The organism is Haloarcula sp. CBA1122 (genome assembly GCF_009741785.1).
Lineage (GTDB): Archaea > Halobacteriota > Halobacteria > Halobacteriales > Haloarculaceae > Haloarcula > Haloarcula hispanica.
In genome coordinates, this window is the sequence record NZ_WPCB01000016.1 from 1 (window position 1) to 22,830 (window position 22,830).

Annotated in this window: 30 protein-coding genes; 8 read left to right on the forward strand and 22 right to left on the reverse strand. The window is 55.7% G+C overall.

From position 1 onward, the window contains the following. On the forward strand, positions 1-592 hold a 592-nt coding region (locus tag GJ630_RS08330; RefSeq protein ID WP_252718757.1), incomplete at its 5' end, for a hypothetical protein. Positions 593-771: 179 nt separating this feature from the next. On the opposite strand, the gene GJ630_RS08335 is transcribed toward GJ630_RS08330, so the two are convergent. From GJ630_RS08335 to GJ630_RS08370, 8 genes are all read right to left on the reverse strand, one after another. After that, positions 772-987 carry a hypothetical protein gene (locus tag GJ630_RS08335; RefSeq protein WP_191449695.1) on the reverse strand — a complete coding sequence of 72 codons (216 nt, stop codon included), beginning with the start codon at positions 985-987 and terminating at the stop codon, positions 772-774. After that, a complete protein-coding gene (locus GJ630_RS08340; RefSeq protein WP_121578378.1) occupies positions 980-1,183 on the reverse strand; it encodes a hypothetical protein in 204 nt (67 codons plus the stop codon). Before GJ630_RS08340 ends, GJ630_RS08335 begins: the two co-directional genes overlap by 8 nt. 233 nt (positions 1,184-1,416) lie before the next feature. Then, positions 1,417-1,743 (reverse strand): hypothetical protein, encoded by a 327-nt coding sequence (locus GJ630_RS08345; protein WP_191449696.1) that lies wholly within the window; start codon positions 1,741-1,743, stop codon positions 1,417-1,419. A gap of 57 nt (positions 1,744-1,800) precedes the next feature. Then, positions 1,801-2,040 carry a hypothetical protein gene (locus GJ630_RS08350; protein ID WP_014030692.1) on the reverse strand — a complete coding sequence of 80 codons (240 nt, stop codon included), beginning with the start codon at positions 2,038-2,040 and terminating at the stop codon, positions 1,801-1,803. Next, on the reverse strand, positions 2,037-2,243 hold the full coding sequence (locus tag GJ630_RS08355; protein ID WP_023842974.1) for a hypothetical protein: 207 nt from the start codon (positions 2,241-2,243) through the stop codon (positions 2,037-2,039). Before GJ630_RS08355 ends, GJ630_RS08350 begins: the two co-directional genes overlap by 4 nt. Further along, on the reverse strand, positions 2,234-2,548 hold the full coding sequence (locus GJ630_RS08360) for a hypothetical protein (RefSeq protein WP_191449697.1): 315 nt from the start codon (positions 2,546-2,548) through the stop codon (positions 2,234-2,236). Before GJ630_RS08360 ends, GJ630_RS08355 begins: the two co-directional genes overlap by 10 nt. Continuing rightward, complete coding sequence (locus tag GJ630_RS08365; protein WP_191449698.1) at positions 2,545-2,835, reverse strand: hypothetical protein; 291 nt, start codon at positions 2,833-2,835, stop codon at positions 2,545-2,547. Before GJ630_RS08365 ends, GJ630_RS08360 begins: the two co-directional genes overlap by 4 nt. Before the next feature lie 809 nt (positions 2,836-3,644). Beyond that, positions 3,645-4,115, reverse strand: a complete 471-nt coding sequence (locus GJ630_RS08370) for a hypothetical protein (protein WP_191449699.1) — start codon at positions 4,113-4,115, stop codon at positions 3,645-3,647. Between the two features lie 86 nt (positions 4,116-4,201). Between GJ630_RS08370 and GJ630_RS08375 the strand changes: the two genes are divergently transcribed. Continuing rightward, a complete protein-coding gene (locus tag GJ630_RS08375; RefSeq protein WP_191449700.1) occupies positions 4,202-5,281 on the forward strand; it encodes a trypsin-like serine protease in 1,080 nt (359 codons plus the stop codon). Positions 5,282-5,303: 22 nt separating this feature from the next. Here the strand turns inward: GJ630_RS08375 and GJ630_RS19975 are convergent, their stop codons facing one another. The 6 genes from GJ630_RS19975 to GJ630_RS08405 all read right to left on the reverse strand — a co-directional run bounded on the left by GJ630_RS19975 (position 5,304) and on the right by GJ630_RS08405 (position 10,057). Further along, positions 5,304-5,828 carry a hypothetical protein gene (locus GJ630_RS19975; protein WP_371727228.1) on the reverse strand — a complete coding sequence of 175 codons (525 nt, stop codon included), beginning with the start codon at positions 5,826-5,828 and terminating at the stop codon, positions 5,304-5,306. Beyond that, a complete protein-coding gene (locus GJ630_RS08385; protein WP_191449702.1) occupies positions 5,825-6,592 on the reverse strand; it encodes a hypothetical protein in 768 nt (255 codons plus the stop codon). The genes GJ630_RS19975 and GJ630_RS08385 overlap by 4 nt, the downstream gene beginning before the upstream one ends. A gap of 4 nt (positions 6,593-6,596) precedes the next feature. After that, a complete protein-coding gene (locus GJ630_RS08390) occupies positions 6,597-7,094 on the reverse strand; it encodes a hypothetical protein (RefSeq protein WP_191449703.1) in 498 nt (165 codons plus the stop codon). 35 nt (positions 7,095-7,129) lie between these two features. Continuing rightward, positions 7,130-7,810, reverse strand: a complete 681-nt coding sequence (locus tag GJ630_RS08395; RefSeq protein ID WP_014030698.1) for a hypothetical protein — start codon at positions 7,808-7,810, stop codon at positions 7,130-7,132. A 101-nt stretch (positions 7,811-7,911) separates the two neighbouring features. Next, positions 7,912-8,757, reverse strand: a complete 846-nt coding sequence (locus tag GJ630_RS08400; protein WP_191449704.1) for a DUF6884 domain-containing protein — start codon at positions 8,755-8,757, stop codon at positions 7,912-7,914. 358 nt (positions 8,758-9,115) lie between these two features. Beyond that, positions 9,116-10,057, reverse strand: a complete 942-nt coding sequence (locus GJ630_RS08405; protein WP_191449705.1) for a DUF6610 family protein — start codon at positions 10,055-10,057, stop codon at positions 9,116-9,118. Between the two features lie 100 nt (positions 10,058-10,157). On the opposite strand from GJ630_RS08405, the gene GJ630_RS08410 reads away from it, so the two are divergent. Continuing rightward, positions 10,158-11,042, forward strand: coding sequence for an HNH endonuclease signature motif containing protein (locus GJ630_RS08410; protein ID WP_191449706.1), 885 nt, complete (start codon positions 10,158-10,160; stop codon positions 11,040-11,042). On the opposite strand, the gene GJ630_RS08415 is transcribed toward GJ630_RS08410, so the two are convergent. The 8 genes from GJ630_RS08415 to GJ630_RS08450 form a co-directional block, all read right to left on the reverse strand. Further along, positions 11,007-11,759 carry a hypothetical protein gene (locus tag GJ630_RS08415; protein WP_252718759.1) on the reverse strand — a complete coding sequence of 251 codons (753 nt, stop codon included), beginning with the start codon at positions 11,757-11,759 and terminating at the stop codon, positions 11,007-11,009. The genes GJ630_RS08410 and GJ630_RS08415 overlap by 36 nt on opposite strands. A gap of 74 nt (positions 11,760-11,833) precedes the next feature. After that, the gene (locus tag GJ630_RS08420) at positions 11,834-12,796 is read right to left on the reverse strand and encodes an ArdC-like ssDNA-binding domain-containing protein (RefSeq protein WP_191449707.1); all 963 of its coding nucleotides are present in this window, start codon (positions 12,794-12,796) and stop codon (positions 11,834-11,836) included. Positions 12,797-12,895: 99 nt separating this feature from the next. Next, on the reverse strand, positions 12,896-13,444 hold the full coding sequence (locus GJ630_RS08425; RefSeq protein WP_165897075.1) for a hypothetical protein: 549 nt from the start codon (positions 13,442-13,444) through the stop codon (positions 12,896-12,898). 130 nt (positions 13,445-13,574) lie between these two features. Continuing rightward, positions 13,575-13,832 (reverse strand): hypothetical protein, encoded by a 258-nt coding sequence (locus tag GJ630_RS08430; RefSeq protein WP_014030708.1) that lies wholly within the window; start codon positions 13,830-13,832, stop codon positions 13,575-13,577. A gap of 123 nt (positions 13,833-13,955) precedes the next feature. After that, entirely contained in the window at positions 13,956-14,828 is an 873-nt protein-coding gene (locus GJ630_RS08435) for a hypothetical protein (RefSeq protein ID WP_191449708.1), read from the reverse strand. 56 nt (positions 14,829-14,884) lie between these two features. Next, entirely contained in the window at positions 14,885-15,919 is a 1,035-nt protein-coding gene (locus GJ630_RS08440; RefSeq protein ID WP_191449709.1) for a hypothetical protein, read from the reverse strand. 281 nt (positions 15,920-16,200) lie between these two features. Continuing rightward, positions 16,201-16,605: a transcriptional regulator gene (locus tag GJ630_RS08445; protein WP_014030648.1), complete on the reverse strand. Its 405-nt coding sequence runs from the start codon at positions 16,603-16,605 to the stop codon at positions 16,201-16,203. Between the two features lie 21 nt (positions 16,606-16,626). Then, positions 16,627-16,932, reverse strand: a complete 306-nt coding sequence (locus GJ630_RS08450) for a DUF6516 family protein (protein WP_121537925.1) — start codon at positions 16,930-16,932, stop codon at positions 16,627-16,629. Between the two features lie 321 nt (positions 16,933-17,253). On the opposite strand from GJ630_RS08450, the gene GJ630_RS19980 reads away from it, so the two are divergent. From GJ630_RS19980 to GJ630_RS08475, 5 genes are all read left to right on the forward strand, one after another. Next, positions 17,254-20,865 carry an Eco57I restriction-modification methylase domain-containing protein gene (locus GJ630_RS19980; protein WP_191449710.1) on the forward strand — a complete coding sequence of 1,204 codons (3,612 nt, stop codon included), beginning with the start codon at positions 17,254-17,256 and terminating at the stop codon, positions 20,863-20,865. Between the two features lie 21 nt (positions 20,866-20,886). Further along, positions 20,887-21,468, forward strand: coding sequence for an endonuclease NucS domain-containing protein (locus tag GJ630_RS08460; RefSeq protein ID WP_121537929.1), 582 nt, complete (start codon positions 20,887-20,889; stop codon positions 21,466-21,468). 273 nt (positions 21,469-21,741) lie between these two features. Then, complete coding sequence (locus GJ630_RS08465) at positions 21,742-21,918, forward strand: hypothetical protein (protein ID WP_158598777.1); 177 nt, start codon at positions 21,742-21,744, stop codon at positions 21,916-21,918. A gap of 7 nt (positions 21,919-21,925) precedes the next feature. Further along, a complete protein-coding gene (locus GJ630_RS08470; RefSeq protein WP_121537931.1) occupies positions 21,926-22,150 on the forward strand; it encodes a hypothetical protein in 225 nt (74 codons plus the stop codon). 148 nt (positions 22,151-22,298) lie between these two features. Continuing rightward, complete coding sequence (locus tag GJ630_RS08475; RefSeq protein ID WP_121537933.1) at positions 22,299-22,829, forward strand: hypothetical protein; 531 nt, start codon at positions 22,299-22,301, stop codon at positions 22,827-22,829. The last annotated feature ends 1 nt before the right edge of the window (position 22,830 follow it).

Sequence of the window (22,830 nt, forward strand, 5' to 3'; positions counted from 1 at the left end):
CGGGAAACAACAGGCTGTAGGAATGGTCGAAAATGCCAAACCGTCTATTGTAACATCTCCGAAAAATGAGACACAATGCAGGAGGTTTGTACATATGGTGACCACGGATATTAAAACGGGCTCAGGAGGGACTGTACTCTCAGTATCGTTCTTGAGAACCTGTGGGATTGATTCTTATGCGATGCCAGAGATTGTTAATTTGATGGCAACTTCAGTATCCGAATACGTTGATTACGAAGAAGACGACGGTGTTGGAATCTGGAAGATTGAGGATCTGCCCGCAGCTATCGAAGCAGGCGATATGGAAAAGGCAGAGCAGCACTACGTTGAGACAGCCAGTGACCCAGAAATGGAGAGCGTTGTCGTCACCATCGGTGGCGTAGAAGAGATGGATTCCAAGGTGTTGGACCATGTCGAAGACAATTGGACCGATGTAGCTGAACAGTCGGATGTCGACTTCACAGCTTATGTTGCTGATGGGATTGCACGACTCTCGATCAGCCAGAAAAATGAAGCTGATAATGTACTTACGAAGGGATTCAAAGAGTTTGAGCCCGCACTTGAGTGGGCGAAAGAAAAACAGAACTCCTGAATTGCCAGTAGCCAGAACGTTTTGTTTCAAATCTTACTAAATTACTGGCGTGTCCTCTTCTGGACAGTTTCTCCCAAATATTCAATTATTGTTACGCATTTGAGCGAGTAGTAGGCACGCTTACTGAGCAGGCGTTGCAGCCAGCATCATGGCTAAAGAAACTGCCGTTTCGCCGCCTGTCAGAGTTCGGTCGCCTGCATCTGCTCGTGTGCGTCGGGATTGACAACCGGGATGACGCCCTCGATCTCGTCTTTGCCGTACTCCTCACGAATCAGGTCGTGGATATCGTTCGCGAGAGCAACGGCCTCGTCTTGCTTGTTGGAACTCGCCTCGTTTTCGGGAAAATCTGCTGGCCCGACGCCCTCAACGACGATGAACAGGTGGTCGTCACTCATTTTCGACCGCTTCAACGAGCAGCGTCGTTTCGGGAAGGTCGTCGCGAGAGGTCGACAGGAACTCAGACGTCTCCAGCGTTTCCTCGACTAAATCGACCAGTTCCTCCGAGACATCGCCAAAGTGAACGATAGCGTCGGGATCGGGGTAGTTGTCGTACTGCTGTGCAGCCGTCTTGTCCGTCTTGTTCTTACTCATGATCGGTTTGCGGCGCGCCCTCTGTGGGACGCCCCTCAGCCCGTTGGGGCGCAGAAAATACACGGCGGCTCGTTCCCTGCCACCCGATTCATCGCGATGAGCCTTACCTGCCTCCAGAAGCGGGACCGCCGGACCGGCCTGCCGGTCTAAGGTGGAGCGTGTCCCCCGAGCGCTTGCGCTCGGGAACCGTGAGCGTGAGTGTGAGCGAAAGAGAGGGTGATACGGCTCCTCGATTATTCCGCGATCACGTTCCCGTCGATATGCGTGGCCTTCCTCGGCAGTGTCTCGTTCAGCCACGCTTCACGGTCGGCGTCGGTCTGGATGTCCTCGTTCGGGGAGTGGACGCTGAACAGGTCCATGCTCACCCAGCGATTGACCGTCAGCTCACCGGACGGGGAATACACCTTCACGCGCTCCTTTTTAGCGTCAACGCCGCCGACAACAACTTCAGGCGCATCTTCGGCTGTTTTCAGTCCATCACCGATATCCACGGCATCAGGGTCGATATCGAGGTCGTCGCACTGCTGTACAGCCGTCTCGTCTGTCTTGTTTTCACACATAGTCGGTAGGCAGAGCGCCCTCTGTGGGACGCCCCTCACCCCGCTGGGGCACAGAAATCACACGATGGCTTGCTCCTCGGCATCCGATTCATCGCGACGGATCTCGCGTGCCCGCTCTCGGAGGCGAGACTGGATCGGCGTCCGGTTCTGGTGCTTGTTTTCGTATGCGAGATACTGCTGGACCGTCTCCATTGAGTGCATACAGTTGATGCCGGCGACGATTGGCTGGAGATGGTCGGCGTCCAGCAACCGCTCGGGAGGGAGTTTGTCGAGGATTGGGTCAGGAGTGTCGCTCATGAATCCTCCTCTCGGAAGTCATCGAGTGTCGTCCTGCGTTTGTACCGACAGCCCGGGTAGTGAGCCAGCAGCGTCTCGTCGACGGCCTCCCAGAAGCCGATTTTGTGTGGCGCAACCGACTGCCAGAACCGGGCGCGTGCCAGTGCTGCCGCAACTCGGTGGCGTTCCTCGCGACGCCACTGCTCACGCTCAATCATCGCCATGTCGAGGCTCCCTCCGGTCTGTCTGCCATGTACGAGCTGGCAAGCTCCAGCCCAGCATCGAGTGACCGCCGCGTCCCGACCAGTTTGGTCGCCCGTTCGAGCGTCCAGCCAGCGTCACTGTGTTTGAGCAGGACTGTGGCTCCGGTGTCGGGGATGTGCCAGCCGATCGTGTCGTTGCCAGCGGCGAGAAATTCCCATTCGCCCGCAGCGGCCTCCTGTGCCGCGCTCTGTGTGTCAATCAGCGCATCCGAGCGCGGGCCACCAGCGCCGAAATCGCCCAACGTGGCCGTTCCTGCTGCGTTCATACAGTGACCTCCCGGCGGTCCCAACCGGCGAGTTCGGCTTCGATAGCGCTGATGATACTCGTGACCCGTTCCTCTAACGTGTCTACCTGCTCACTGTCGACGTCCAGAAGCGAGCGAAGTTCGAGTACGTCCGGGAGGTCGATACTGTCCGATTGCCGGGCTACCGCACGGAGGACGACCGCTTCAACATCGGCGCTGTCAGGCTGCCCTCGAAGAGTCGTCGCGATGGACTCGACGAACTTCGGGATGGTTAGCTTCGACAGGTCTTCCGAACGACGGCAGGACATATTTCGAGACATCCTCTCACCCGCCAGAGGAACACAAAATGAGAGTGCGCAGCAGCTGTAGATAGAGAGAACAGTGAGTATCAGACCTGTTCACGGGTGCCCAATACATACCCCAAGAAGACGATAGCCGTAGTGCCGAGGAACGTCTCAATTCCTGCAACCAACTTCATTACTCTTGGCTTTGGTGGCGATGGTGGTGAGGTAGTGAACGTAACTATACTGTAATACAGACTCTGTGGAACATTCATTCTCCGGCCCAGCAATAAATACTCGCGGAGCCGAGAAGCAACGCTGACATCAGTACTCCTATTGGAAGCAGTTGAACGCCATTGCCGGTAGTTATCTGCGATATTCGCAAACTGAGGTATTTCAGCGTCCCCTGCAGTGTATCGTCAGTCCTTGCTTCTTTCCTCCGTGCCTTTCGTTCCCGGACACGGGCTTTCCTAGTTTGGTTGATTAGACCGTCTTCACTGCACGCTAACCAGAGTTCGTGATTTATCCGAGCAACCGCATCATGGAGCTGTACTGTATCAAGCGAAGCGTCTACGTCCCTGTTATTGGTATACTGCTCAAGTCCTTGGCGAGGTGGGGTCAAAGACGGTCTCACGGGATAGCAATACGCTGAAAGGGTTGTGTCATAGCCATCCGCTTCAAAGCGTGTTACAGACCAGTTAGCATGGTTTTCTGATATTGACTGAGAGGACTTCTCTAACCGTTTCTGGACAGCAGTAACAACCTCCCTCTCTCAGATACTGGCTTTCCGGAAGCTACTGAGGTGTGTGAATCGTTTTATGAGACCCTGGTCCGGTTCAGACAAGTTCTCCATATATAACTATATTAATATTATATGTTTTGCCATTATATTCAATAAACCATCCTGAGGTAAAATTTGGTTCGCTGGAGGAATGATACTCATGTTTAGAAAGTGCCTGACGCGTTCGGTTATACTGTTTTTCCGTGAGATTTTGCCTATATTCGGTTGAATTCCCGATCTTGCGTAGCCCTTCGGAAATGATCTGTGACTCAACTTGTTCATGATTAGCAACCTCTTCACTCTTAGGGACCGTTTCTGGGGCGGTTATGTGTAGGAACCCCATAGGTTCGCTATCTGAGGAATTCGTAGTCTGCATATCAGTCGATATGTCTTCATCAGTAGTTGGCTGGTCAGGCACACTTAACATATCAACGCATCCTGTTATTGCAAGTAAAACAACCAGACTAAGAATTGCAATTCTCCTCACAGATATTGATAATTCGGGATAAATATAGTTCTTCTGCATTACAATACAGGTCTAGAATTGCTGTATTAAACTCTTTAAGCATACGAATGGAAATACTTTTATGTATTGGATATGACATTAGATGTGTGGTAGAAAGCAGCCCTCCAACTAGTCGTCGCAAGTATCTCAGTGGAATCGCTGGTATAGGATTTTATAACCTATCTTCACAAACAAGCGAGCCTAAGACGGAGATTGTCACTGCACGTAAAGGAGACGAGATCCTCGAAAAGCGCAAGGTGCATAAACGTTGGAAAAACCACGTTGACACTATTCGGAAGGTTGTTTCACGAGTTAAGAAGCGTAACTTGGATAATGATGAAATCCATGGTGTCGCAATCTATCCGACTGATACAAAAATTGGAAACCGGAAAAAGCAAGGAATTGTTTTCCATATTGATCCGGATAAACAACCGAGAACTCTTGGCGTTGACCTCCCAGACAAGGCATCGGATATCCCGATAAAAAAAGAAGAGCGGGAGCGGGTCCAAACAGCATCTTGTTACACGGGTTCCTATTCGAAAGCGAAAGGAGGTATTGAGATCGGAGGCGATACTAATTACCCTAAGAGAGACGGTGTGGAGGAGACTGGGAGTTTGTGTACTGTTGTAGAGCGTAAAGGATCGAAAAAGATACTCACTGCAAGACACGTCGTGTCTGACACAGGTGAGGCGTGTGGCGGTTCCACGTCTGATACAATGGTTTACCAACCCAGTAGTCAATTCGAAACCACTGTTGGTGACGTTGCGTTTGAAACAGAGACACATGACGCCGCGCTAATTAACATTAGTGGTGATATTGATCCAACAAAAAATGTTGTGGATTCAACAGGAAAAATATATGGATACATGACCGAAAACGCTGTGGACAACTACGCTAGCGGCGATCAACATACTGTTCATATGCGAGGTCGGAGCAGCTGTACTGGACAAGGTGAAATAAAGGAGCATCACGCAACTCTGATAACCGACAACGATTGCACTATAGAGGATTTAGTTAGAACGGATATCTCAGTTGAAGGTGGCGACTCAGGCGGCTTAGTCTACAGGCAAAGCAATTACAGCGATTCTACTAACTACATATGTAATCTAATTAATGCGAAGGCAAATTCAGATTGCTTTGGTGTACCAGGCTACATTCTCAACGACCAATATGATATGTCATTCTAAATTTATTATATCCAATTCACAATCAGAATAAACAACGGTAGGTTTGTTTACTGTCTGCGGGAGCATCGCCTGCTGTCTTCCCAACTGAGTCAAACGGAGGCTCGACGAGACGCGGCACTTCATCGTCGTATGTCCGGTTGGGACGTTTCACACAGTCGACCGGCAGGATAGGGCTACATTCACTACAAGAGTGCGTTGCCCCGTCGAAGCCGTTGATACTCACCGACCAGGAAATAACGCTCGCGAGCCGATACGTCTCTGCTGCTGGACGACGAGTACTGGCAGACCAGCAGCCAACAGCGCCACAGACATCGCAGGTAAGGAGATGGTCTCGATCTGCCTCGTGGAAAATCGAAGCGACCTGTTCGACGTTGTCGCGGTCCTGAAGCGCACACGCCCGGCAAATCGTGAATCGGAACACGCCGTCTTCTCGGTCGACCTCGTCAGGCCACCGAACATACGTGTACGCCTCGCCGGAGATATCGGCTGTCCTGTCTCCGCAGAACCGACAGCACTCAGCCGTTGCCTCGGGCTGGACGCCGGTCACTGAGACCACCGTGCAAGTGTTGACTGCTCGCGAGCAGTTTCGACAGGACAGAGAAAGCGCCATTTATACTGTTCACGAATCGGCTTGTCCTCGCGGTTGCTTGCCTGTCCCGGTTCACGGTAGCCCGTACAGGTCCAGCCCTTGTCTTTCAGTGCCCGAACCATCGCGCCATCATAGTCCGAGCGCACCCACGTCAAGAGAAACCGGGTGTTACGGTCGTCACTCTGCAAGAATCGCTCTTGTGAGCGGGCTAGCGCTGCCGACGCGAGGTTCGGCATCCGAACGCCCATGCAGATACGCGCGGCCTCAACGAGCGAGTCCCCAGAAATCACCTCACTGTCAACGACTGGTGTGTCCGTCGACGGAAGCACCCGCCGGGCAGTCGTTCGTATCTCTGCTGGAAGACTGTCGATCTCGACTGGTTCAGGACAGAGCTGGCCGTCGACGCCGTACCGGATTCGCTTCTTCGAGATGAGCGGGTAGCGGTACGTGATGGCCCCGACCAACGTGTCCTGAAAGTACAGCCCGTGGTGGGTGAGGTTGACCGACGGCAGCGAACCCATGTAGGAGTGATGCGCCTCGTAGACGGCGGCTGCGGTCTCTCTGTCGATTGGCTGGACGGCGACATGATCGGCAAATCGAATCCCGAGAGGTGCGGTAAACGGGTCACCGTTGGCGTGAATCGGACAGGAACACTCCCCTGTGTCTGCTGGCGGGCGATGCTGGAACGACTGTGTTCGCGTCGATGCTGAGTGTGTGGACATCCTTTCACCCGCCAGAGGACCACAAAACTGCTATCGTGTCACCACGGGGTATCACAATGCCGGCGTCTGGACCTTCGATATACACTGGTTCGCACCCTCGGTAGAAGATCGTGAACCGCTCAGGCTGGTACGCAGGATGCTTCGCAAGCGTTGCGATTGCACGGCTCACGTCGGCTGGCGGGAACTGCGGGTCGCCTGACCGGAAGGCAAGGCGACCAGACTGGAGTACGTCCCACGACTGGAACTGGTAGTCGGCTGGTGGAGTGAACGTTTCTCGGGCTGTTGCCACAAGATACTCAGCACCCTCGACAACCTGTGCGGCTATCGGATACCGGGCAGATTCCGGGCGAACGGTGATCGCTCCATCGAGCGCGGGGACCACTTCATCTTGCCAGACAAACGGCGAGGGAGGCTTGGCGACTGGAATTGGTTGCTCGTCGACGGGCGATTCGCTGCTGTTCGTGGCTGATCCATCACGGGCTTTGGAGGTTGGTTCTGTCATCCTCGCACCCGCCAGAGGAACAGAAAACCGCCGTCTCAGTCGAGGCCGGGGAGTCGTTCAGCAATGATGATGCCGCCCCTCGGCCCCTCCAAGTACAGTGCTGTGTGCCCTCGGAAATAGATGGTGTAGCGGTCCGGAACGTACTGATGTCCGGTCGAAAGCGTCGCGATAGCCTTCGACAAGATCCGCGCCGAGAACAGTGAGTCGCCGTTGTGGTTCGACAGGCGGCCGGATTGGAGTGGGTCCCAGCTGTCGAACTCGTGGTCCGCTGGTGGCGTCAGTGTTGTCCGGGCCGTTGCGATCAGGTAGTCAGCCCCGTCGACAACTTTCGCGGCGGTGTTCGTTACGTCTGGAATGAATTCCACATTCCCCCCGAAGTCGGTCATCGGCTCGTTGTCCCAGCGCAATGCTTCTGGATGGCCGTCTACCGGCACCGGCGGGCCTCGGAACCCCTCGCTTCGGATATGTGATTTTGCTTTGCTCTCGCAACCGAATGTCTCCCCGCAGGTACACTCGAACGATTCGTCGTTGCGGTAGTAACCGTCGGTATCCTGTGAGCGGACGAGTTCACCGTCGTCATCCATGTAGATGGTGTCGACATACCCCCACGAATACGACACTTCGATCTCGTGCTCCTGTCCGGGCTTGCTGAAGTCGAAGCCGGCTTGCTGGTCTGGCTGTCCGTCCTGCGTCTGAGTCGGATCAGTTTCCGTCATCCTCTCACCCGCCAGAGGAACAAAAAATTGCCCGACATAGCGCGTTAACCAACAGAAGCGATGAGTGTTGGTTAACACAGTCGGTATCGTGGGTTTGCGTGCTATCCACCCTGTTCTCCTTCCCCGCCGTCGGTCGCAAGACTCGTTTGTCTCGTGGCAAGGAACCGTTCGGGGACGTTCTCGAATGCATCCAGCCCTGCCTGCTCAGTCCCCTCGACGTCGACGCCACTGTGGCCTGTTTGCCACGTAGCAGAGTCACGCTCGAAGCCCCCGTCAAAGGCCGAGAGTTCTGATCGTCGGGCTGGAGCCGCTGCTGACGAGAGTTCTTCGACGCGGTCTGAAAGCCAGCTCATCTGGTCGAACATCCCGTCGAAGTTCCGCTCCTGGAAGGGGAAGCGAACTGTTGCTTTCGGGGGAAGAGCAGTGTACGTCTCTCGCCCAGTCCGAATCGCAGTTGGCCGGCCGTCGAAGATGTCGCGCTCACGCAGCGCGTCGACGTAGTCGCTGCCGGCCAGAACGACCAACTCCCGACAGGGCGACTCCTGTTGATCGGCAGCATAGGGTCGCCGGAGCCAATCACCGAGAGATGAATGGACACGGAGCGCCCACCGATCTAGTCGGCTCTCAACACAGTCGCCTGACGGCAGCCGATAATTGGCTTCTCCCTCGATGGGGTCGTCGCGCAGGTCCTCGATGGTCGTATCGTACGGGGCGACCGTCTGCCGGGGCATCAAGATCCCGTGTTCTGCAGAGAGAACCGCCCAGGTGTTCGCTCGTCGGTCAGCAGTTCGAGCCCACTGGACAGCTGCCTCGGCATACGATCGTTTGACCGAGAAGTACGAGGATGTATAGAGATCGCGAGCTGCAACTGGCTGGTCGGTTTTCGCGTCGCCGCATCCGATGAGTACGAAGCGGCCACGAGTCCGCTCAGTCTGTGTGGTCGTCATCTGTATCTCCCTCACGCAAAAAGGAGTCACAAAACTACAGTCAGAGTCAGTAGTTGTGGCCGTCTGGCAACGCTTCGGACAGGTGTTTCTCTGGATGGTGAACAGGTGCGTCAACTGACTCAGGTATAATTTTGCTTGGATCCAAAATTGCACGGTAGTTCTTCCGGTCTGGTGTCGCGTCGCGTCCGCATCCCGAACACTCTCTTGTACCGTCGTTTCCGTAGTCTCGTGCCTTCGTGCAACCGCAATTCGGACAACTGTACTGTGGTGCCGTCTCCTGTGACGGTTTCGCGCTCATAACTGGAACTCCCTCATCTCATGGGGAGTCACAAAACTCTCTGAGGCTGTCCGGTCGGCTCTAGCCGTGAACTTCAGCGGGAGTGAGTCCTGCCCGGTATTCCACTCTGTCTCGCTCGTGTTGGCTCCGGTACGCGAGCGTCTGTCCGTTCTCGTACTCAACGACAATCGCATCCTCAAGGCCATTCACAGTCGCTCTCGAACCATCAGCAGCCCAGACGGGGTCCATCGGTTCCGCTGTTAGCGGGCTCCGGTCTGTCTCCACGGTCGGCCACACCCCCCGCGATTTCCAGTATGACCGGATATGTCGCAAGCTCTCTCGAACCGTCTCCCGGATCGAGAGCTGGTCCGCACTCCCGTAGCCGTGTGGTGAGAAATACTCGCCGTGAAGCGCCGCCAAGTGAACGCCGTTCCAGTCAACGCCAACGATATCGGCTGGCTCCTCTCCAGTGACCCGCGGCTGTGTTAGCTCTTCGATCACTGGATACTGCTTCGTGGGACTTGCCCCCAGCAGATGCACTCGCCGTCCCCGCCAGTCCACAATATCCGTGTACTCGTCGGCTGTCTGGTCGGAGTAACCCATCGGATAGCCCAAGACCATATCCTCGTCGATCACGTCGATTGCGTCGCGGCACTTCGGGACGATGATAACCTCTGTCCCCGGAAACTTCCGTTTCAGCTCCCGTGCGGCTTGGTTGTACCGTCGCGCTTCTTGCCGGTCGTATGCATCGCCGAGCATTCCGACCGATGGCTCGCATCGCTCGAAGCGTTCGATGTACCGGTCCAAGTCTGGATTCCGGAAGTCGTTGTCCAGAATCTCAATCGGGACGTCGACGTTCCGCAGCGAGGACTGATACGAGTAATCCTCGCGAACGCCGACGGCAAATCCAAGCCGGTAAGCATCGATTACGAACGGTTCCCGGTGAAGGAACCCGATGTACTCAGCCTGCTGTGCATCGCCGACAGCCGCCGCTGACCAAGAGTGTCGAGCCTCAGAAGACATGGAAAACACCGAGCGCACCGACCGGCGCGCCCAGCTGGCAGGCGCGGCACAAAACGACCCCGCGGCTTAAATACGGAGACGGGAAGAAGTGTCGAGCAGAATGAAGGAAGGTATCGAATCGCAGTACGACGACCCTGACAACTACCGGGGCGACTACCCACCAGACTGGGCGTACCGGATCGTCTTCCGGAAGCAGTTGGATAACAACACTTGCACCAACTGCGAGACGCGGTTCCCTGCGGAAGATTTGGAAGTCGTGCGACGAATCCCCGCCGAGAACGGCGGGACAAACAAGACCACGAACCTCCTGACAGTGTGCTCGTTCTGCGAAAGAGAGGTCAAGCAGACGGGACGCCTGAACCTGCCAGAGTCAGCGAAACAAGAGCCAGCAAGCAGTCCAGAAGAGGACACTCACAGGGTCCTTGCGTTGCAGAGCGAAGTCCCGATCACTGAGGAAGTCGAGGGCGAAACGGAGGGCAACGGGCAGTCTCGTGGTGTCTCCCGGCTGGAATCCAGCCACGTCGAGACACAGTCGAGGAGTCCTCTTGCAGTCACCACGACGACCGAGGAAAGCGACGAGCAGTCCGTCCAGGACGACACCGACGAGCGTGCTGGATGGCGACGGCTATTCGTCGCGTCGGTAGGAGGCACAGCGATGTTTCTGGGATATCTCTGTGCGCTTGGCATCACCTACTTCCTGTCCCCAATTGCGGGTAATGTAGCGTTCTACGGCCTCCCGCTGGCCGGGCTCGTAGCGGGAGTCCGATGGCGACTGTCAACAGCCATTGCGTCCGTCTACGTTGTTTTGATGTACGCTGCCCTCTGGGAGTCCATCTCGACAGAACTGTTCATGACTCCGTTTGCGTGGGTTCCCGTGGTTGCGCCACTGACTGGGATTGCCTACGGACTCATAACCGAGCGTACTGAGTTCTCGCTGCGGAACCTGCCCTCAGATCCGCGACTGGTGGTCCAGCGCTTCCGTTGACGGGATATACGCCGACAACTGGTCCACGACCGACGGATCGAACGAGTCGGAGACGTGTCGCACGTTCCACAGTCCAGACTGATACACCTCGGATTTCGGTGAATGATATCCAAGCCAATCGAGGTCCGATGGCCCTGCGGATCGACGATACCTCGACACCATCGCGATGGTATGTGACTCAATCTCGGCTCTGTCACACTCGGGTCCGGGGTCGCCCGGAACGTCAACCCACAGAAACGGCAAATCCCGGATGTACTCCGATACGCGCTGTTCGAGTTCGTGCTCCTGCTCGCGAACAGTCGTTGTTTCCTCATCGGGATTCGGTTCGCCCCAGTGGCGATATTCGTCGTGCCAGCCGTGTTTCTCGATCAGCGCCCGTCCGACGTGCAAGCGAAAAATCGAACCACGATGGTTGCCACCGCCGGCGTACTTCCCTCGAACGTTCCCACGATGTTGCCGGAGCCGGTTCCAGAGCGTGTTCGACGAGCCGGTACTGACGCCGACGGTGCCGATTCGGGAGAGTCGCCACTTTGTGGAGGGCATCTGTCTGAGGTCGCTTGCTGGCGAGAAGAAAAAGTACACTCCTCTGTCGGGCCACTCCAACCGCCCGGTCACGTCTCCGAGGTAGTACGGCCCTCCGATCTGGTCACGCAACTCTGCTAAGACACTCAGAAACTGTCCGACAGGACTGCTACCCGACGCTGCTGTGGAACGCATATTCGACTCCCTCGCCCACCAGGGGAGTCACAAAACACTCCTCTCAAGCACGTCTGGAAAGATACCGCTCCCTCTCAGCTGGCACCTTCGACGGCGTCGATCAGATCCGCCGCAGTCGACGAGATACGGTCCAACCGGTCCCGAAGCGTCTCTGGTGCGTCGCCGTCCCACGCCGCGAGGTAGAACGCCGAGTTGTCGGGGTCCAGCCCGAAGTGACGACTGACGACATAGGCAACTGCCTCGGCTTCGACCTCGCGTTTCGACCGCTCCGCCTCATCCTCGACATTGAAGTGAAGATCCGCATGGGCGAACTCGTGAATCAGTGTACTCGCGAGGGCGGCCCGATTGTCTCGGTCGACCGCTTCGACCATCGGATTCGTGGTCATGACGTTCCGACGCTCGCAGACACCCCGTGCAGACCCATGCTCCCACTCCTCCGAAGCGACGATTCTTGCGTCGACGCCGATCTCGTCGGTCGCGTCCAAGAGGTCCTCGACAAGTCCATCCGGGTCGCCGTGAGCTTCTGTCTCCAGTTCGGGAAGTGGCTCGCCCTCAGTCTGAGAGATATCGAACACCGACGTTGGCCGGAACCCGACCAGCCCTCGACGCCATTGTTCGGGCTCTGTCTCATCGTACTCGCAATCAGTGTTCTCGTGATACGACGGCGAGTTGCCGCATTCGGGGCACTTCTTCGTGATGATCGGAGCCCAGATCCAGATCGCGTCCTCGCCTTGCTGGACGTAGCGGTCGAACTCGTCTTGCCACGTATTGTATCCCGCAACTCGGGTTGCTTCGGGACACTGGAGCTTGATTAGCAGCGTATTCCGGGCCGAGTAATCATGGAACTTGCTCTGCACATCGAGCCACTGCTGGAACTGCTCGCTGGCTTGCGCCTCGTTCGTGAGGTCGGCGAGGTCCTCGACCCACGCATCGAGTTGGTCGCGCATCTCCTCGTCCCGGGAGTCCGAATCGTCGAAGGTGCAAGTGGTCTGCTGGCTGGACGACTGCTCTGGAGCGTCTGACTGTATCGTTGACATTGGTCTATCTTCGGGACGCGCTCTCGGGCACGCCCCCCGCACCTCCACTGGGGAGACAGAAAATCGACTGGCTGACTGAGCGAGAGCAGAGTGTGCTGGCTATCTGTACCGCTCCGGGGGATAGAAGACGACGTGGACAGCCGAGCCAAGGTTGTACCACGATTTCGGGAGGACAGAGACTTCTAGTCCCCACTCGGCAGCGAACTCGAAGACGTCGAACCAGAGATTGTGTGGCGGCTCTTGCGAATCCAATCGCTCGATATTCCCCGGATAGACGTGCATCGAGTATAACGCCGGCTCGCCATCGTCAAGCCAGAGTGTCGAGTGGTCGTCTGCTGGCGGGCTGTGAGGCGGCCCCTTTGGGTCGCTGTCGGCGTCAAGCGGCGAGTGAGGGCACTCGTCGTCGCCCGTGATAAGACGCCGTATGCAGGCTGTCTCGGTAGGCGCATCGAGGTCGAAGGCTTGGGCAAACGCATCGCGCTGGTACTCGCCCATGATCGCGCCGAGTGCTTTCCAAATGTCCGCCCACGTTGGGTCCTCTGGCTCGTGATCCAGATAGTCGTGGACAGCCTCGCGCAGCTGTCGGTACTCGTCCCATGCCGGGACAGGCTCGTTCGGGCCGGGTGTCGGCCAGTCAGTGCGGTCCATACGCTTGGGGAAATTCCGATGGGGTATCAACTCTCGGGACGCGCCCATACGCCGCATCAGAGAAGAGACGTTGCCGCTAACCAACACCGAGTAGAATGTGGGGCACTGTGTTGGTTAGCCTTCGAGTTGGCTACTCCTCGCTTCTAGCCTCCCACCCCTTGTGGAAGTACACCAGCGCCACGTCGGAGTCGAAACACTGTCCGGACGGAACGTGCTGCAAGACTTCGTGTTCTGGAATTGGCTCAACGACGCCCTCGTCAAGCAGACTGGTGACCACCTCACGGCCTCGTGGCTCGTCAATCTCGACGGTATCGAGACGCCGTCGGTCACGGTCCTGTGCGATCTGTTCGCGCTCGAAGCGTTCGTAGTCTGGAACGGTCTGGTCCATAGAGGAAAATCCCCTCACCCAGCCGGGGAGACACAAAATTAGCGCTAACCAACAGTCGAGAAGTATGGCGGTCGGTGTTGGTTAAGACACACCACCGTTTCCGCAAAACCACGGGGAGCCGAGTCAGTTCGGGAGCTTCGGCGCGATCACGAATTGCATCGCTCCATCGGCGTCGGGGAACTCCGATTTCAGCACGAGCGGGACTGAGTCTCCGATATGGAGAACCCGATTCGTGCCGTCTGGCAGGCCAGCATTCGCCGATTTGACCAGCGATGAGTCCAGTTTCACTTCGACATCCGCAGGCTCGAAGGCGATGAGATCGGTGTCTTCCCATCGGTAGGTCATGCTGTCAGTGTCGCCGTCTGCGGCAAACCGCACTTCTCCGGCATCGGAGTCAACAGAGAGGTCAAACCGGTTGGCAAGCATATCCGCTGCCTCAAGACCGAGTGAGATGTCATCTGGACTCAGATGGACGGTTGCCGGGATGTCGATATCCGGCATCTCGACAGGGTAGCGGAGCGATGCAACCGCCTCAAGCTCGATGGTGCGCGTTATCCCGTCGATGTTGATTTCCAGTGTGCTATTCGCTGCATCGAGTGCGAACTGTGCAAGGTCGCCTGCATCGCCGACCGAGAGTGCATCCCGGACCCGATGGACGTCCACTCCTAGTGTCCCCCTCCCTGCATCGAAAGAGGTGAACGAACTCCCAGAAACACGCAAGTCGACCATCGCGTGTCCCTGCAGGTCAGCCGCCCGGATGGCGATTCTCGACTCTGTAATTCCTATCCGTGTCTTGTCTGTGACCGTGCCAGCCGCCGCGAAGATCCGCTCAAACAACTGGACCTCGCCGCTGATCCGGAGGTGCTGCGGGGCATCGAGCGACAGGAGGTCCGCAGTGTCGAGTTCTGCGTCACTGTCTGTCGCCGTCTCTGGCACGCTCGTTTCGGCGTCTGTAGTTGCTGCTTCGGTGCTACTGGTCGCTGTGGACTGTGACATCTGGATTACCCTCCACTTGCCGGAGGGCACACAAAATATGCCGTTGGCGGCGTCGGTCAGGGGACGACTGACGCAAGGCGGTGGGTATGGTAGTCAACCGTCCAGCGCGAGTAGTTCTGAGTTATTCGATACTCGCGAACGACTGCAATGTCTTCCAGCGACTCTTCGGGTTGTTCCCACGTAAACTCGTAGCCGGCGACTACATCTCCCTCGTCGAGATATCCAACCGGATGCTCCGGCCCGTCCCACTCAACCGAGATTGGATCGCCACCACTGGGGGGCTGGACTCCACGGCTGACTGTCCCCTGGATGACGGATGGGTCATTCGTCAACCCATGCAGTTGTGCTAAGTCTCTCGCCGCGATTTTAAATTCATCTTCCGCCCCGACAAACGAGTGCTGGGTTTTCCCGCGTACTGTTGCGTGCTCTACCTTCTCGATATCGACACCGAGAGCGTCGGACAGCAGGTGGGCAAACTCAGCGGCTCCCGTGCGGACTGTTTGGTTCTGCTCCTCGATCTGCAGGGTTGTCTCTGGCGTCCGAAGCTCCCTCGTGTATGGGTTCTCCGGCCGTTCGACGGGCATACAGCTGCACAAGAGCGTCCCTTCTGGACCGGTCAGAATCCACGGCTGTTTCCCACACGGGATTGCCGTGTATCTCGACGCAGTGTACCGCCCGCCACCAGTGAGGACTCGCAATGCCTTTTCGAGTGCTTGGGCGTCAATGCCGTACCCGTAGCTGTCAGCAAGCCCATCGACGAATGTGACTCGAGTGTCGACTGAACTGAAGTCGCTGTACGTGTTTGGGATTTGCAGGACATCAGTTGCGTACTGCTCAACATATGCTCCGACGTCCCCGTCGACGACCCAGCGCGTTTGCTGTTTGCTTGCTCGACCAGTCGACGTGTTGATCGACGACGCTGGCCGCTGCGTTGTCAGCCCCCAGTCCTCGTCCGGGGCGGCCCAACTGCTGTCGTCGCGGTCAGGAGCGCGACACGTCGTCGCGCATCGGGCGATGCTTGCGGCATCTGGATCGAGGTCGTTGTCGGCGCTGTCTCCGTCTCCGAACGTACCGAGTGAAAGGTCAGTCATCCTCTCACCCGACAGAGGAACACAAAATTTTGGACTGGCTCACGGTCAATACAGAGGGAAATCCAGCTGATACTCCAACGTGTCGTAGAAGTGTTCGTAACCTCCGTTGCGGTTTTGATGTATGGTCGCCTTCGTTTTCAGCAAGAGGATAGACATCTTTTCTTGGAATGTACAGGGGGCTTTCCCTCCATACACTCCTACCTGAACCCATCCGGTGAGGAGGCCACAAGCAAGTGTTCACCGAGGCCGAACTCTATCCGAAGTGGAACTTCAGCGATAAACTACGGTGCAACAGTACCAGTGTTCCCGTTCGACCCTGTGAATGGAATGTCGATTTCGAGACCGTCGTAGGCCAACATCGGCTTCTTTGCTTCGCCCGGTCCACCGCCCTGAAATTCGATAACGTCGATATCTGCAAGTTCAGAGAGGTTCCGGTGTACCTGCTTGTAGTCTCGGTCAACCAGTTCAGCAGCCTCGCGGATGCTCGCCGGTTCATGTTCGGAGATCGCCTCCAACAGCTCCAGATTCTTCGGACTGAGGAGACGACTGAGTTCGGCGTACGAGTCGAAATTCAGTGTCGGTTGGGCGTCGTCAAGGTCTTCACCCTCCTGAGCGGCCTTGAGTCGACTACGCGTGCGCTGGTCGAGATGATCGCTATTTCCGACGGTGACTTTGAGTGTGGGCATTGTGTTCCTCCCGGCGGCGTCCTACGGTGACCAGTTCCACGAAACGGGCGATAGTTCGGTAGCCTCCTCCTTGAAGCGGTCGTAAAGCGTCAGCATCCCCGGAAACTCGATGTATTCAACATCGTCGTGAATGTGGCACTCGTGCCCTTTCGTCCGTTCGTGGGCATTGTCGTATCGGAGGATCGTGTTTCCGCCGACTTCCCCAAGATGGAGGCTGTAATCCCAACCACACGGGTACTGTTCATCGTCCGTCTGTCGGATGGTCACAGCAACGACGTAGCCGTCTTTGACATCCCGCCAGTCTTCGATGGTAGTGTAGGACGCCATCCGCTATCCTATGTTATTACCTCCATAGATATAAGCCTATGGAGACACCTCCATAACAGGGTCAAAAGACCACAATCGAGACTTTGTGTGCCGCCGGTCAGGTATATAAACGTCCAATCTTTTCGAGGAGCCGCAGAAAGCACTTCCTTTCTGCTTTTCTTACTTTCTGGCCTGAGTGTTTACAAGATACAGTTGAGACAACCACACAAACGACTACAAGGCTTCCTCGACACAGAACCCGGCTGCCCACTAATGACTCTGATTTTACTTATACTCTCCAATCGTGTGTAGTTTTATGAGGTCCTAGTAAAAGATAATCCCATGGATACACTCCAGCAGATTACAGCGAAGGACATCGCTGGCTGGGATTCACTATCTGATGTCGCTTCTACCTTCGAAAAACGGGGTTTGAAAGTCCGTAACAACCTCGGGGACGACAACGAGCTCGTCCTCCAGCTCACTGACCGCGAGTTCATCGTCCTCGTCGAAGCTGGGCCAGGAGAATCGGCCTCCGACTTCAAACCCGACGACCGACGACGACGAACTAACCTCGTCGCAACCAACGACTACGAGGAGTTCACCTTCCTCACCCGGATTCGGGCGCTCGATGGACAACAACACGGGCGTATCAAGCACCAGAAGCTCTCGTTCACAAAGGAGCAGATGACCAGCGAGACTGGTGAGAAGAACACCATCCTCCAGAAACTCAATAGTCTTGAGTTCGGCTCGGCGGCAGCGATCTACGACGACCTCTACGACACTAAGCAAGTCGTCAAAGAGTTCTACCAGCAGTTCGAGACTCTTCGAACCGATCTCGTGCAGGAAGTCGCCGGCATCCCCGACAACCGCGGGGACGCCAAGCAGCGCTACGTGCAGGTCACACTTGACCGGATGATCTTCCTCTACTTCATCCAAGAGAAACGCCTGCTCGACCGCGACCCGAACTACCTCCACGACCACCACAAACAACGCGTAGACGAGGGCGAGAACGTCTACGAGGAATTCTACGAACCGCTATTCTTCGACTACCTCGCCGAGAACAAGAAGAGCACCGAGTTCGGTGCACTTCCGTACCTGAACGGCGGGCTGTTCTCGAAGAACCCTATCGAGGAGGAGTTCGAGGACGCTCGCCTCGGGGATACGAGCGAGCGCACCAACGACCTGTTCGGTGACATCCTTGACTTCCTCTCGGATTGGAACTGGAACGTCGACGAGCGGCTCGACATCGTCGATCCGAAGAATCTCTCTCCAGCCATCCTCGGCCACATTTTCGAGCAGACGGTCAACCAGAAGGAGATGGGGGCGTACTACACTCCTGAGGAGATTACCGGGTTTATGTCTCGGCGGACGATTCATCCATACCTCCTTGACCAGCTCAATGAGGAAGTTGGTGCTAACTACGAAGAAATAGATGATGTGTTCGGATTCCACGCTTCAGATACTGAGAGCGGTGTGGAGGCACTAGCCGATGGTGGTGCGGTTACGACGCAGCTTCCGACCGAAAACGTCGAGACGCGGCACGTAGAGACGCTTTATCATGACTTCCTGAAGCAAACTCGAGTCCTCGATCCGGCGGTTGGAAGTGGGGCCTTCCTACTTGCCGCTCAGGAAGTTTTGCTGGATATCTATATGCAGTGCATCGAGTTCTTCCAGCAGATGGATGATGAGGGGAAAACGTGGGAACTGGAGGAGCGCACTGTCGAGGAACTGGAGACGATTGGAGAGGGACACGGAGGTGCTTCTCTGTACGCGAAGCGCTCAATTATCCTCAACAACCTCTATGGAGTGGACATCGACGACGGGGCGGTAGAAATCTGTAAGCTCCGTTTATGGCTCTCGATGGTTGCTGACATTGAGGACGAACCAAGTGAAGTGGAGCCGCTTCCGAACATCGACTTCAACATTCGACAGGGGAACTCTCTCATCGGCTTCACGGAATTAATTGAGGTCACCGACGATGGGGATGCATCGCTGACGAATTGGGGCGGTGGGACTGGCAGTGGGGTTCAGGAACTCTACGACGATGTCATTGAGGCCATTGAACGGCATCAGAACGCGACCAGCGGTGCTGAGGCACAAAACGCCCGTAAACTGGCAGAATCGCGGATCAGCGAGCACAGTCTGGAACTGAATGAAAAGGTCTTGGATCAATTCCACGCGGCAGGTCTGGAAGACATAGACTCGGGAGAAGTTGAACAGTTCAGCCCCTTCCACTGGGTGTTGGAGTTCGCACCGGTCTATCGTGACGGAGGATTCGATGTAGTCATCGGGAATCCGCCGTGGGATCGGCTGAAGCCGCTCCGAGACGATTACTTCTCGAAGTATGACGAGACATTCCGCACCAGGCCCCCGGATGAGAAAGATCAGAAACAGGAGGAACTCCTCTCAGACGAGAGTATTGCGGCGGGCTGGGAAGCGTATCAGGACGAGATGGAGAAACGTTCGGAGTACTTCAAAAACAGTCCCGAATATAACCTCCAGCGTCCCGAGATTGATGGTCGAATCAAGCCCAACCCCAACGACCTCTCGGCGCTGTTCTTCGAGCGTGTGTTCGATCTCGCCGGAGACGAGTCCTACGTCGCACAGATCCTGCCTGGTGCTATTTTCAACGGAGCATCTTGCAAAGACTTGCGAAACCACCTGCTTGACAACACGCGGGTGGATGTCCTGAACATCTTTGAGAATCATTCAATCTTCGACCAGATTCATCAACAGTACAAGTTCGGTATCGTCTCATTCAAGAATGGAGGCACTACCGAGTCGGTCGCAGGAAAATACTCTGAAGGGAATCTAGACATTCTGGAGTCATTCGAGTCTGACTCCGTCAGCGTACCACGTTCTGTTTTAGAACGATATTCACCAGAGGCAGGCATCTTCCCCTATATCGAGTCTAAGCAGAAGTTGAAAGTTCTACAGAAGATTATCGACAACCCACCACTTGGTGATAGAGATGCCTCTGGGTGGTACATGGAGCCATATCAGGGGCTACGGCGAACGAGCGATTCCGACCGCTTTGTCGATGAGGAAGAAGGCGAATATCCGGTCTACGGAGGAAAGAACATCTATCAGTTCAGTTATTCGCCGGAGTTCATTGATGATATCGCTCCTCCCGAGTTTTGGAGTGTTGAGGAGGATACTGACCCCAAGCGGAGCGCAAAGCAGCGAATGCGTGAGAAGACCCTCCGTGACCTCAAGTCGGCGATCTACGAGACATTTGACGGGACTGGCTCACAGAAGGGTTTCGTAAATGAATTGCTGGAGGAACACCGAGGTGAGCCGCTAACTGATGCGGATGTTCTTCTTGACTGCACGGAGTACCGTATCGTGCTCCGCGACATTACGAATGCGACGAACGAGCGGACGCTGATCTCGGCGGTCATCCCGAAGGGAGTGGTCTGTCACAATACACTCCGAACTATCCGGAATTACAAGATAGAACCGTACGAAGAGGGACTCAGCAACGAATATCTTCATGACTTCTACCAGAGAGTGTTTACGGATGAAGAGCTGTTTGTCGGGGTTGGCCTGATCAACTCGCTACCGTTCGACTACTTACTCCGGACGAAGGTGGACACTCACGTCGTCACTTACAAATTTAAGGAATCACAGGTGCCGCACCTCACGGATGGCGACGACTGGTTCCACTATATCAGTGAACGGGCGGCCCGTCTGAACTGCTACGGCGAGGAGTTTGCAGAGATGCGCGACCGGCTTGGTGGTATAGATCCCGCAACAGACGAGGAGGAACGCAGCGAACTACAGGCCGAGATTGATGCTGCTGCATTCCACGCCTATGGGCTGGAACGCCGTGACGTAAAGTTCGTCTTGGACGACTTCCACCGAGTCTCGAACCCCCGCATCATGACGGACGAGTACTTCGACAGAGTGTTCGAGAAATTCGACGTTCTGGCAGAAGAAGGGCCCTTCGAGTAGTCACAAACTCAGAGGAATAGGATGGTCTACCACGTCAACAGCAAGGGTGTCACTGCACTCGAACCCACCAGCTTCGACGCTCTCGATCTAACCGAGGCAGACATCGAGGAGTGGATCATCGAGACACCATCAATACTCGGCGAAGACCTACTCGTGGTCGCGTCCCAGTACGCTAAGTTTGACCGCACAGCTGAACGCCCCGACGTGTTGGCGCTTGACCCCGATGGGAAGCTCGTCATAATCGAACTAAAGCGGGATAGCGCAGACAAGACGACCGATCTCCAGGCTATCAAGTACGCAAGCTACTGCTCAACGATTAGTGCAGAGGAACTCCAACAGGATTACCGAGCGTTCTGGAACAATCGCCGCGACGAAGACGATCAACTCACGCCTGAAGCCGTCGGCGAGCAATTCAGTGAATTCCTTGGCGAGGACGTCGCCACCACAGAAGATGGCTACGCGGACTTCGTCCTAGATGACCGACCACGGATTTTGCTCGCCGCAGGCAGCTTCGGCCCGGAGATCACAACCCCAGTCGTATGTGCTCGAACGCGAGTACGGGATGGATATCACCTGCATCGAACTGGACGTCCACCAACGTGACGAGGAGGTGTTCGTGAGTGCCCGACAAGTGCTCCCCATCCCAGAGGCCGAGGAGTACATGGCCAAGCGCCGGCAGAAGGAACGTCAGCAGAGTCGGTCGTCGAGTCGCGCTGAAAGGGGACCACAGTTCTGCTCGAGGCAGGACTCGTCAAAGAGGGGGATATCGTCCTGTTCGACGAGGAAAGCCTACCAGACGATGCTGAGCGCGAGTACAACCCGGAGGACGACTTCTGGCGAGGCCGGATAACGGGGAAGACGGGACGGAGTGACAACGTGGAGTGGCTGGAAAACGGTGCAGAGTACTCATTCACCGCTTTGGCTCAGGAGGTACTTGAGCAAGCGACCGGTCATGAGTTCAACGTCAATGGATACCCGTACTGGCTGCACCCCAAACATGAAATGAGCCTGTCCGAACTCCGACGATCGAAGGTCGGCGATATTGACTGGTGAGTCTGTAATGAAGAGCGTTGAACCGGGTGACTGTGTCCAAATCGACATCCCCAATCGAGATGACCCGGACTTCCAATACCACGGCGAGCGCGGAGAGGTTATCGAGATACTTCGGGACGATGCGGGCGCATCCACTGGTGACGAGCGGGACTCCTACCTCTACCGTGTGCGGGTGGCCTCAGGTACTCAGGTAGATTTGAGGTGGCGTGACCTGCGACCAGTCCTCGAATAGAACGCTGTGTCTCCGTCGAAATCCTGAAACGTTACGGGAATATCGGCTGCACTCGCATAGTAAGCACGTCTCTGCCTCGGAGCGATATGTCGCAGTGAACTACCCAGAATAACCACAATCTTAACCATACCAATCAATGAAGTAAATCATGGTAGAAGTCGTGAAAGAGGGGTTTCTGAATAAGGACATTCGGGAACGGAAGAAATCGAGGATGTTCCCTGAGGACGATTTTGAACGAATTCTCTCAGCCGTCAAGGCTGCACCAAACCGTGTATTCGAGAAGAGTCAAAACGATCTTGACAGTCATGTGGCGCAGGCACTCCCAGACTACCATTTCGAACAGGATTCAGATAGAGGACTGAATCCGAAGTGCAAATTATGGGCACCGAAATTCAACCATAGCGTAGATCTGTATCACCCAGGAGATCGGATTGCTATTGAGATTGAGAAGAGCCAACAGAAACGCGTGAGCGATGACATACTAAAGTTCATCAAGGGTGGAAAGACACAACGAAGCAACCGCAAAAAAATCGAATTTGGATGTCTAATTGTTCCGGTGAATTGGGGTGAGAGGAACAACGATCTCTATAACGAAGCCATGCGGTGTATGAAGTTCATTAGGAGCGTGTTGCACGTTGAGGATATCGCAGTAATCGGATATCAAGAACCAACGGTGTGAA

Excerpts from the sequence above, each read along its gene's own strand:
- GJ630_RS08335 (WP_191449695.1), bottom strand. The coding sequence starts at position 987 with ATGAGTGACGACCACCTGTTCATCGTCGTTGAGGGCGTCGGGCCAGCA.
- GJ630_RS08340 (WP_121578378.1), bottom strand. The coding sequence starts at position 1,183 with ATGAGTAAGAACAAGACGGACAAGACGGCTGCACAGCAGTACGACAAC.
- GJ630_RS08345 (WP_191449696.1), bottom strand. The coding sequence starts at position 1,743 with ATGTGTGAAAACAAGACAGACGAGACGGCTGTACAGCAGTGCGACGAC.
- GJ630_RS08350 (WP_014030692.1), bottom strand. The coding sequence starts at position 2,040 with ATGAGCGACACTCCTGACCCAATCCTCGACAAACTCCCTCCCGAGCGG.
- GJ630_RS08355 (WP_023842974.1), bottom strand. The coding sequence starts at position 2,243 with ATGGCGATGATTGAGCGTGAGCAGTGGCGTCGCGAGGAACGCCACCGA.
- GJ630_RS08360 (WP_191449697.1), bottom strand. The coding sequence starts at position 2,548 with ATGAACGCAGCAGGAACGGCCACGTTGGGCGATTTCGGCGCTGGTGGC.
- GJ630_RS08365 (WP_191449698.1), bottom strand. The coding sequence starts at position 2,835 with ATGTCCTGCCGTCGTTCGGAAGACCTGTCGAAGCTAACCATCCCGAAG.
- GJ630_RS08370 (WP_191449699.1), bottom strand. The coding sequence starts at position 4,115 with ATGCAGAAGAACTATATTTATCCCGAATTATCAATATCTGTGAGGAGA.
- GJ630_RS08385 (WP_191449702.1), bottom strand. The coding sequence starts at position 6,592 with ATGTCCACACACTCAGCATCGACGCGAACACAGTCGTTCCAGCATCGC.
- GJ630_RS08390 (WP_191449703.1), bottom strand. The coding sequence starts at position 7,094 with ATGACAGAACCAACCTCCAAAGCCCGTGATGGATCAGCCACGAACAGC.
- GJ630_RS08395 (WP_014030698.1), bottom strand. The coding sequence starts at position 7,810 with ATGACGGAAACTGATCCGACTCAGACGCAGGACGGACAGCCAGACCAG.
- GJ630_RS08400 (WP_191449704.1), bottom strand. The coding sequence starts at position 8,757 with ATGACGACCACACAGACTGAGCGGACTCGTGGCCGCTTCGTACTCATC.
- GJ630_RS08405 (WP_191449705.1), bottom strand. The coding sequence starts at position 10,057 with ATGTCTTCTGAGGCTCGACACTCTTGGTCAGCGGCGGCTGTCGGCGAT.
- GJ630_RS08410 (WP_191449706.1), top strand. The coding sequence starts at position 10,158 with ATGAAGGAAGGTATCGAATCGCAGTACGACGACCCTGACAACTACCGG.
- GJ630_RS08415 (WP_252718759.1), bottom strand. The coding sequence starts at position 11,759 with ATGCGTTCCACAGCAGCGTCGGGTAGCAGTCCTGTCGGACAGTTTCTG.
- GJ630_RS08420 (WP_191449707.1), bottom strand. The coding sequence starts at position 12,796 with ATGTCAACGATACAGTCAGACGCTCCAGAGCAGTCGTCCAGCCAGCAG.
- GJ630_RS08425 (WP_165897075.1), bottom strand. The coding sequence starts at position 13,444 with ATGGACCGCACTGACTGGCCGACACCCGGCCCGAACGAGCCTGTCCCG.
- GJ630_RS08430 (WP_014030708.1), bottom strand. The coding sequence starts at position 13,832 with ATGGACCAGACCGTTCCAGACTACGAACGCTTCGAGCGCGAACAGATC.
- GJ630_RS08435 (WP_191449708.1), bottom strand. The coding sequence starts at position 14,828 with ATGTCACAGTCCACAGCGACCAGTAGCACCGAAGCAGCAACTACAGAC.
- GJ630_RS08440 (WP_191449709.1), bottom strand. The coding sequence starts at position 15,919 with ATGACTGACCTTTCACTCGGTACGTTCGGAGACGGAGACAGCGCCGAC.
- GJ630_RS08445 (WP_014030648.1), bottom strand. The coding sequence starts at position 16,605 with ATGCCCACACTCAAAGTCACCGTCGGAAATAGCGATCATCTCGACCAG.
- GJ630_RS08450 (WP_121537925.1), bottom strand. The coding sequence starts at position 16,932 with ATGGCGTCCTACACTACCATCGAAGACTGGCGGGATGTCAAAGACGGC.
- GJ630_RS19980 (WP_191449710.1), top strand. The coding sequence starts at position 17,254 with ATGGATACACTCCAGCAGATTACAGCGAAGGACATCGCTGGCTGGGAT.
- GJ630_RS08460 (WP_121537929.1), top strand. The coding sequence starts at position 20,887 with ATGGTCTACCACGTCAACAGCAAGGGTGTCACTGCACTCGAACCCACC.
- GJ630_RS08470 (WP_121537931.1), top strand. The coding sequence starts at position 21,926 with ATGAAGAGCGTTGAACCGGGTGACTGTGTCCAAATCGACATCCCCAAT.
- GJ630_RS08475 (WP_121537933.1), top strand. The coding sequence starts at position 22,299 with ATGGTAGAAGTCGTGAAAGAGGGGTTTCTGAATAAGGACATTCGGGAA.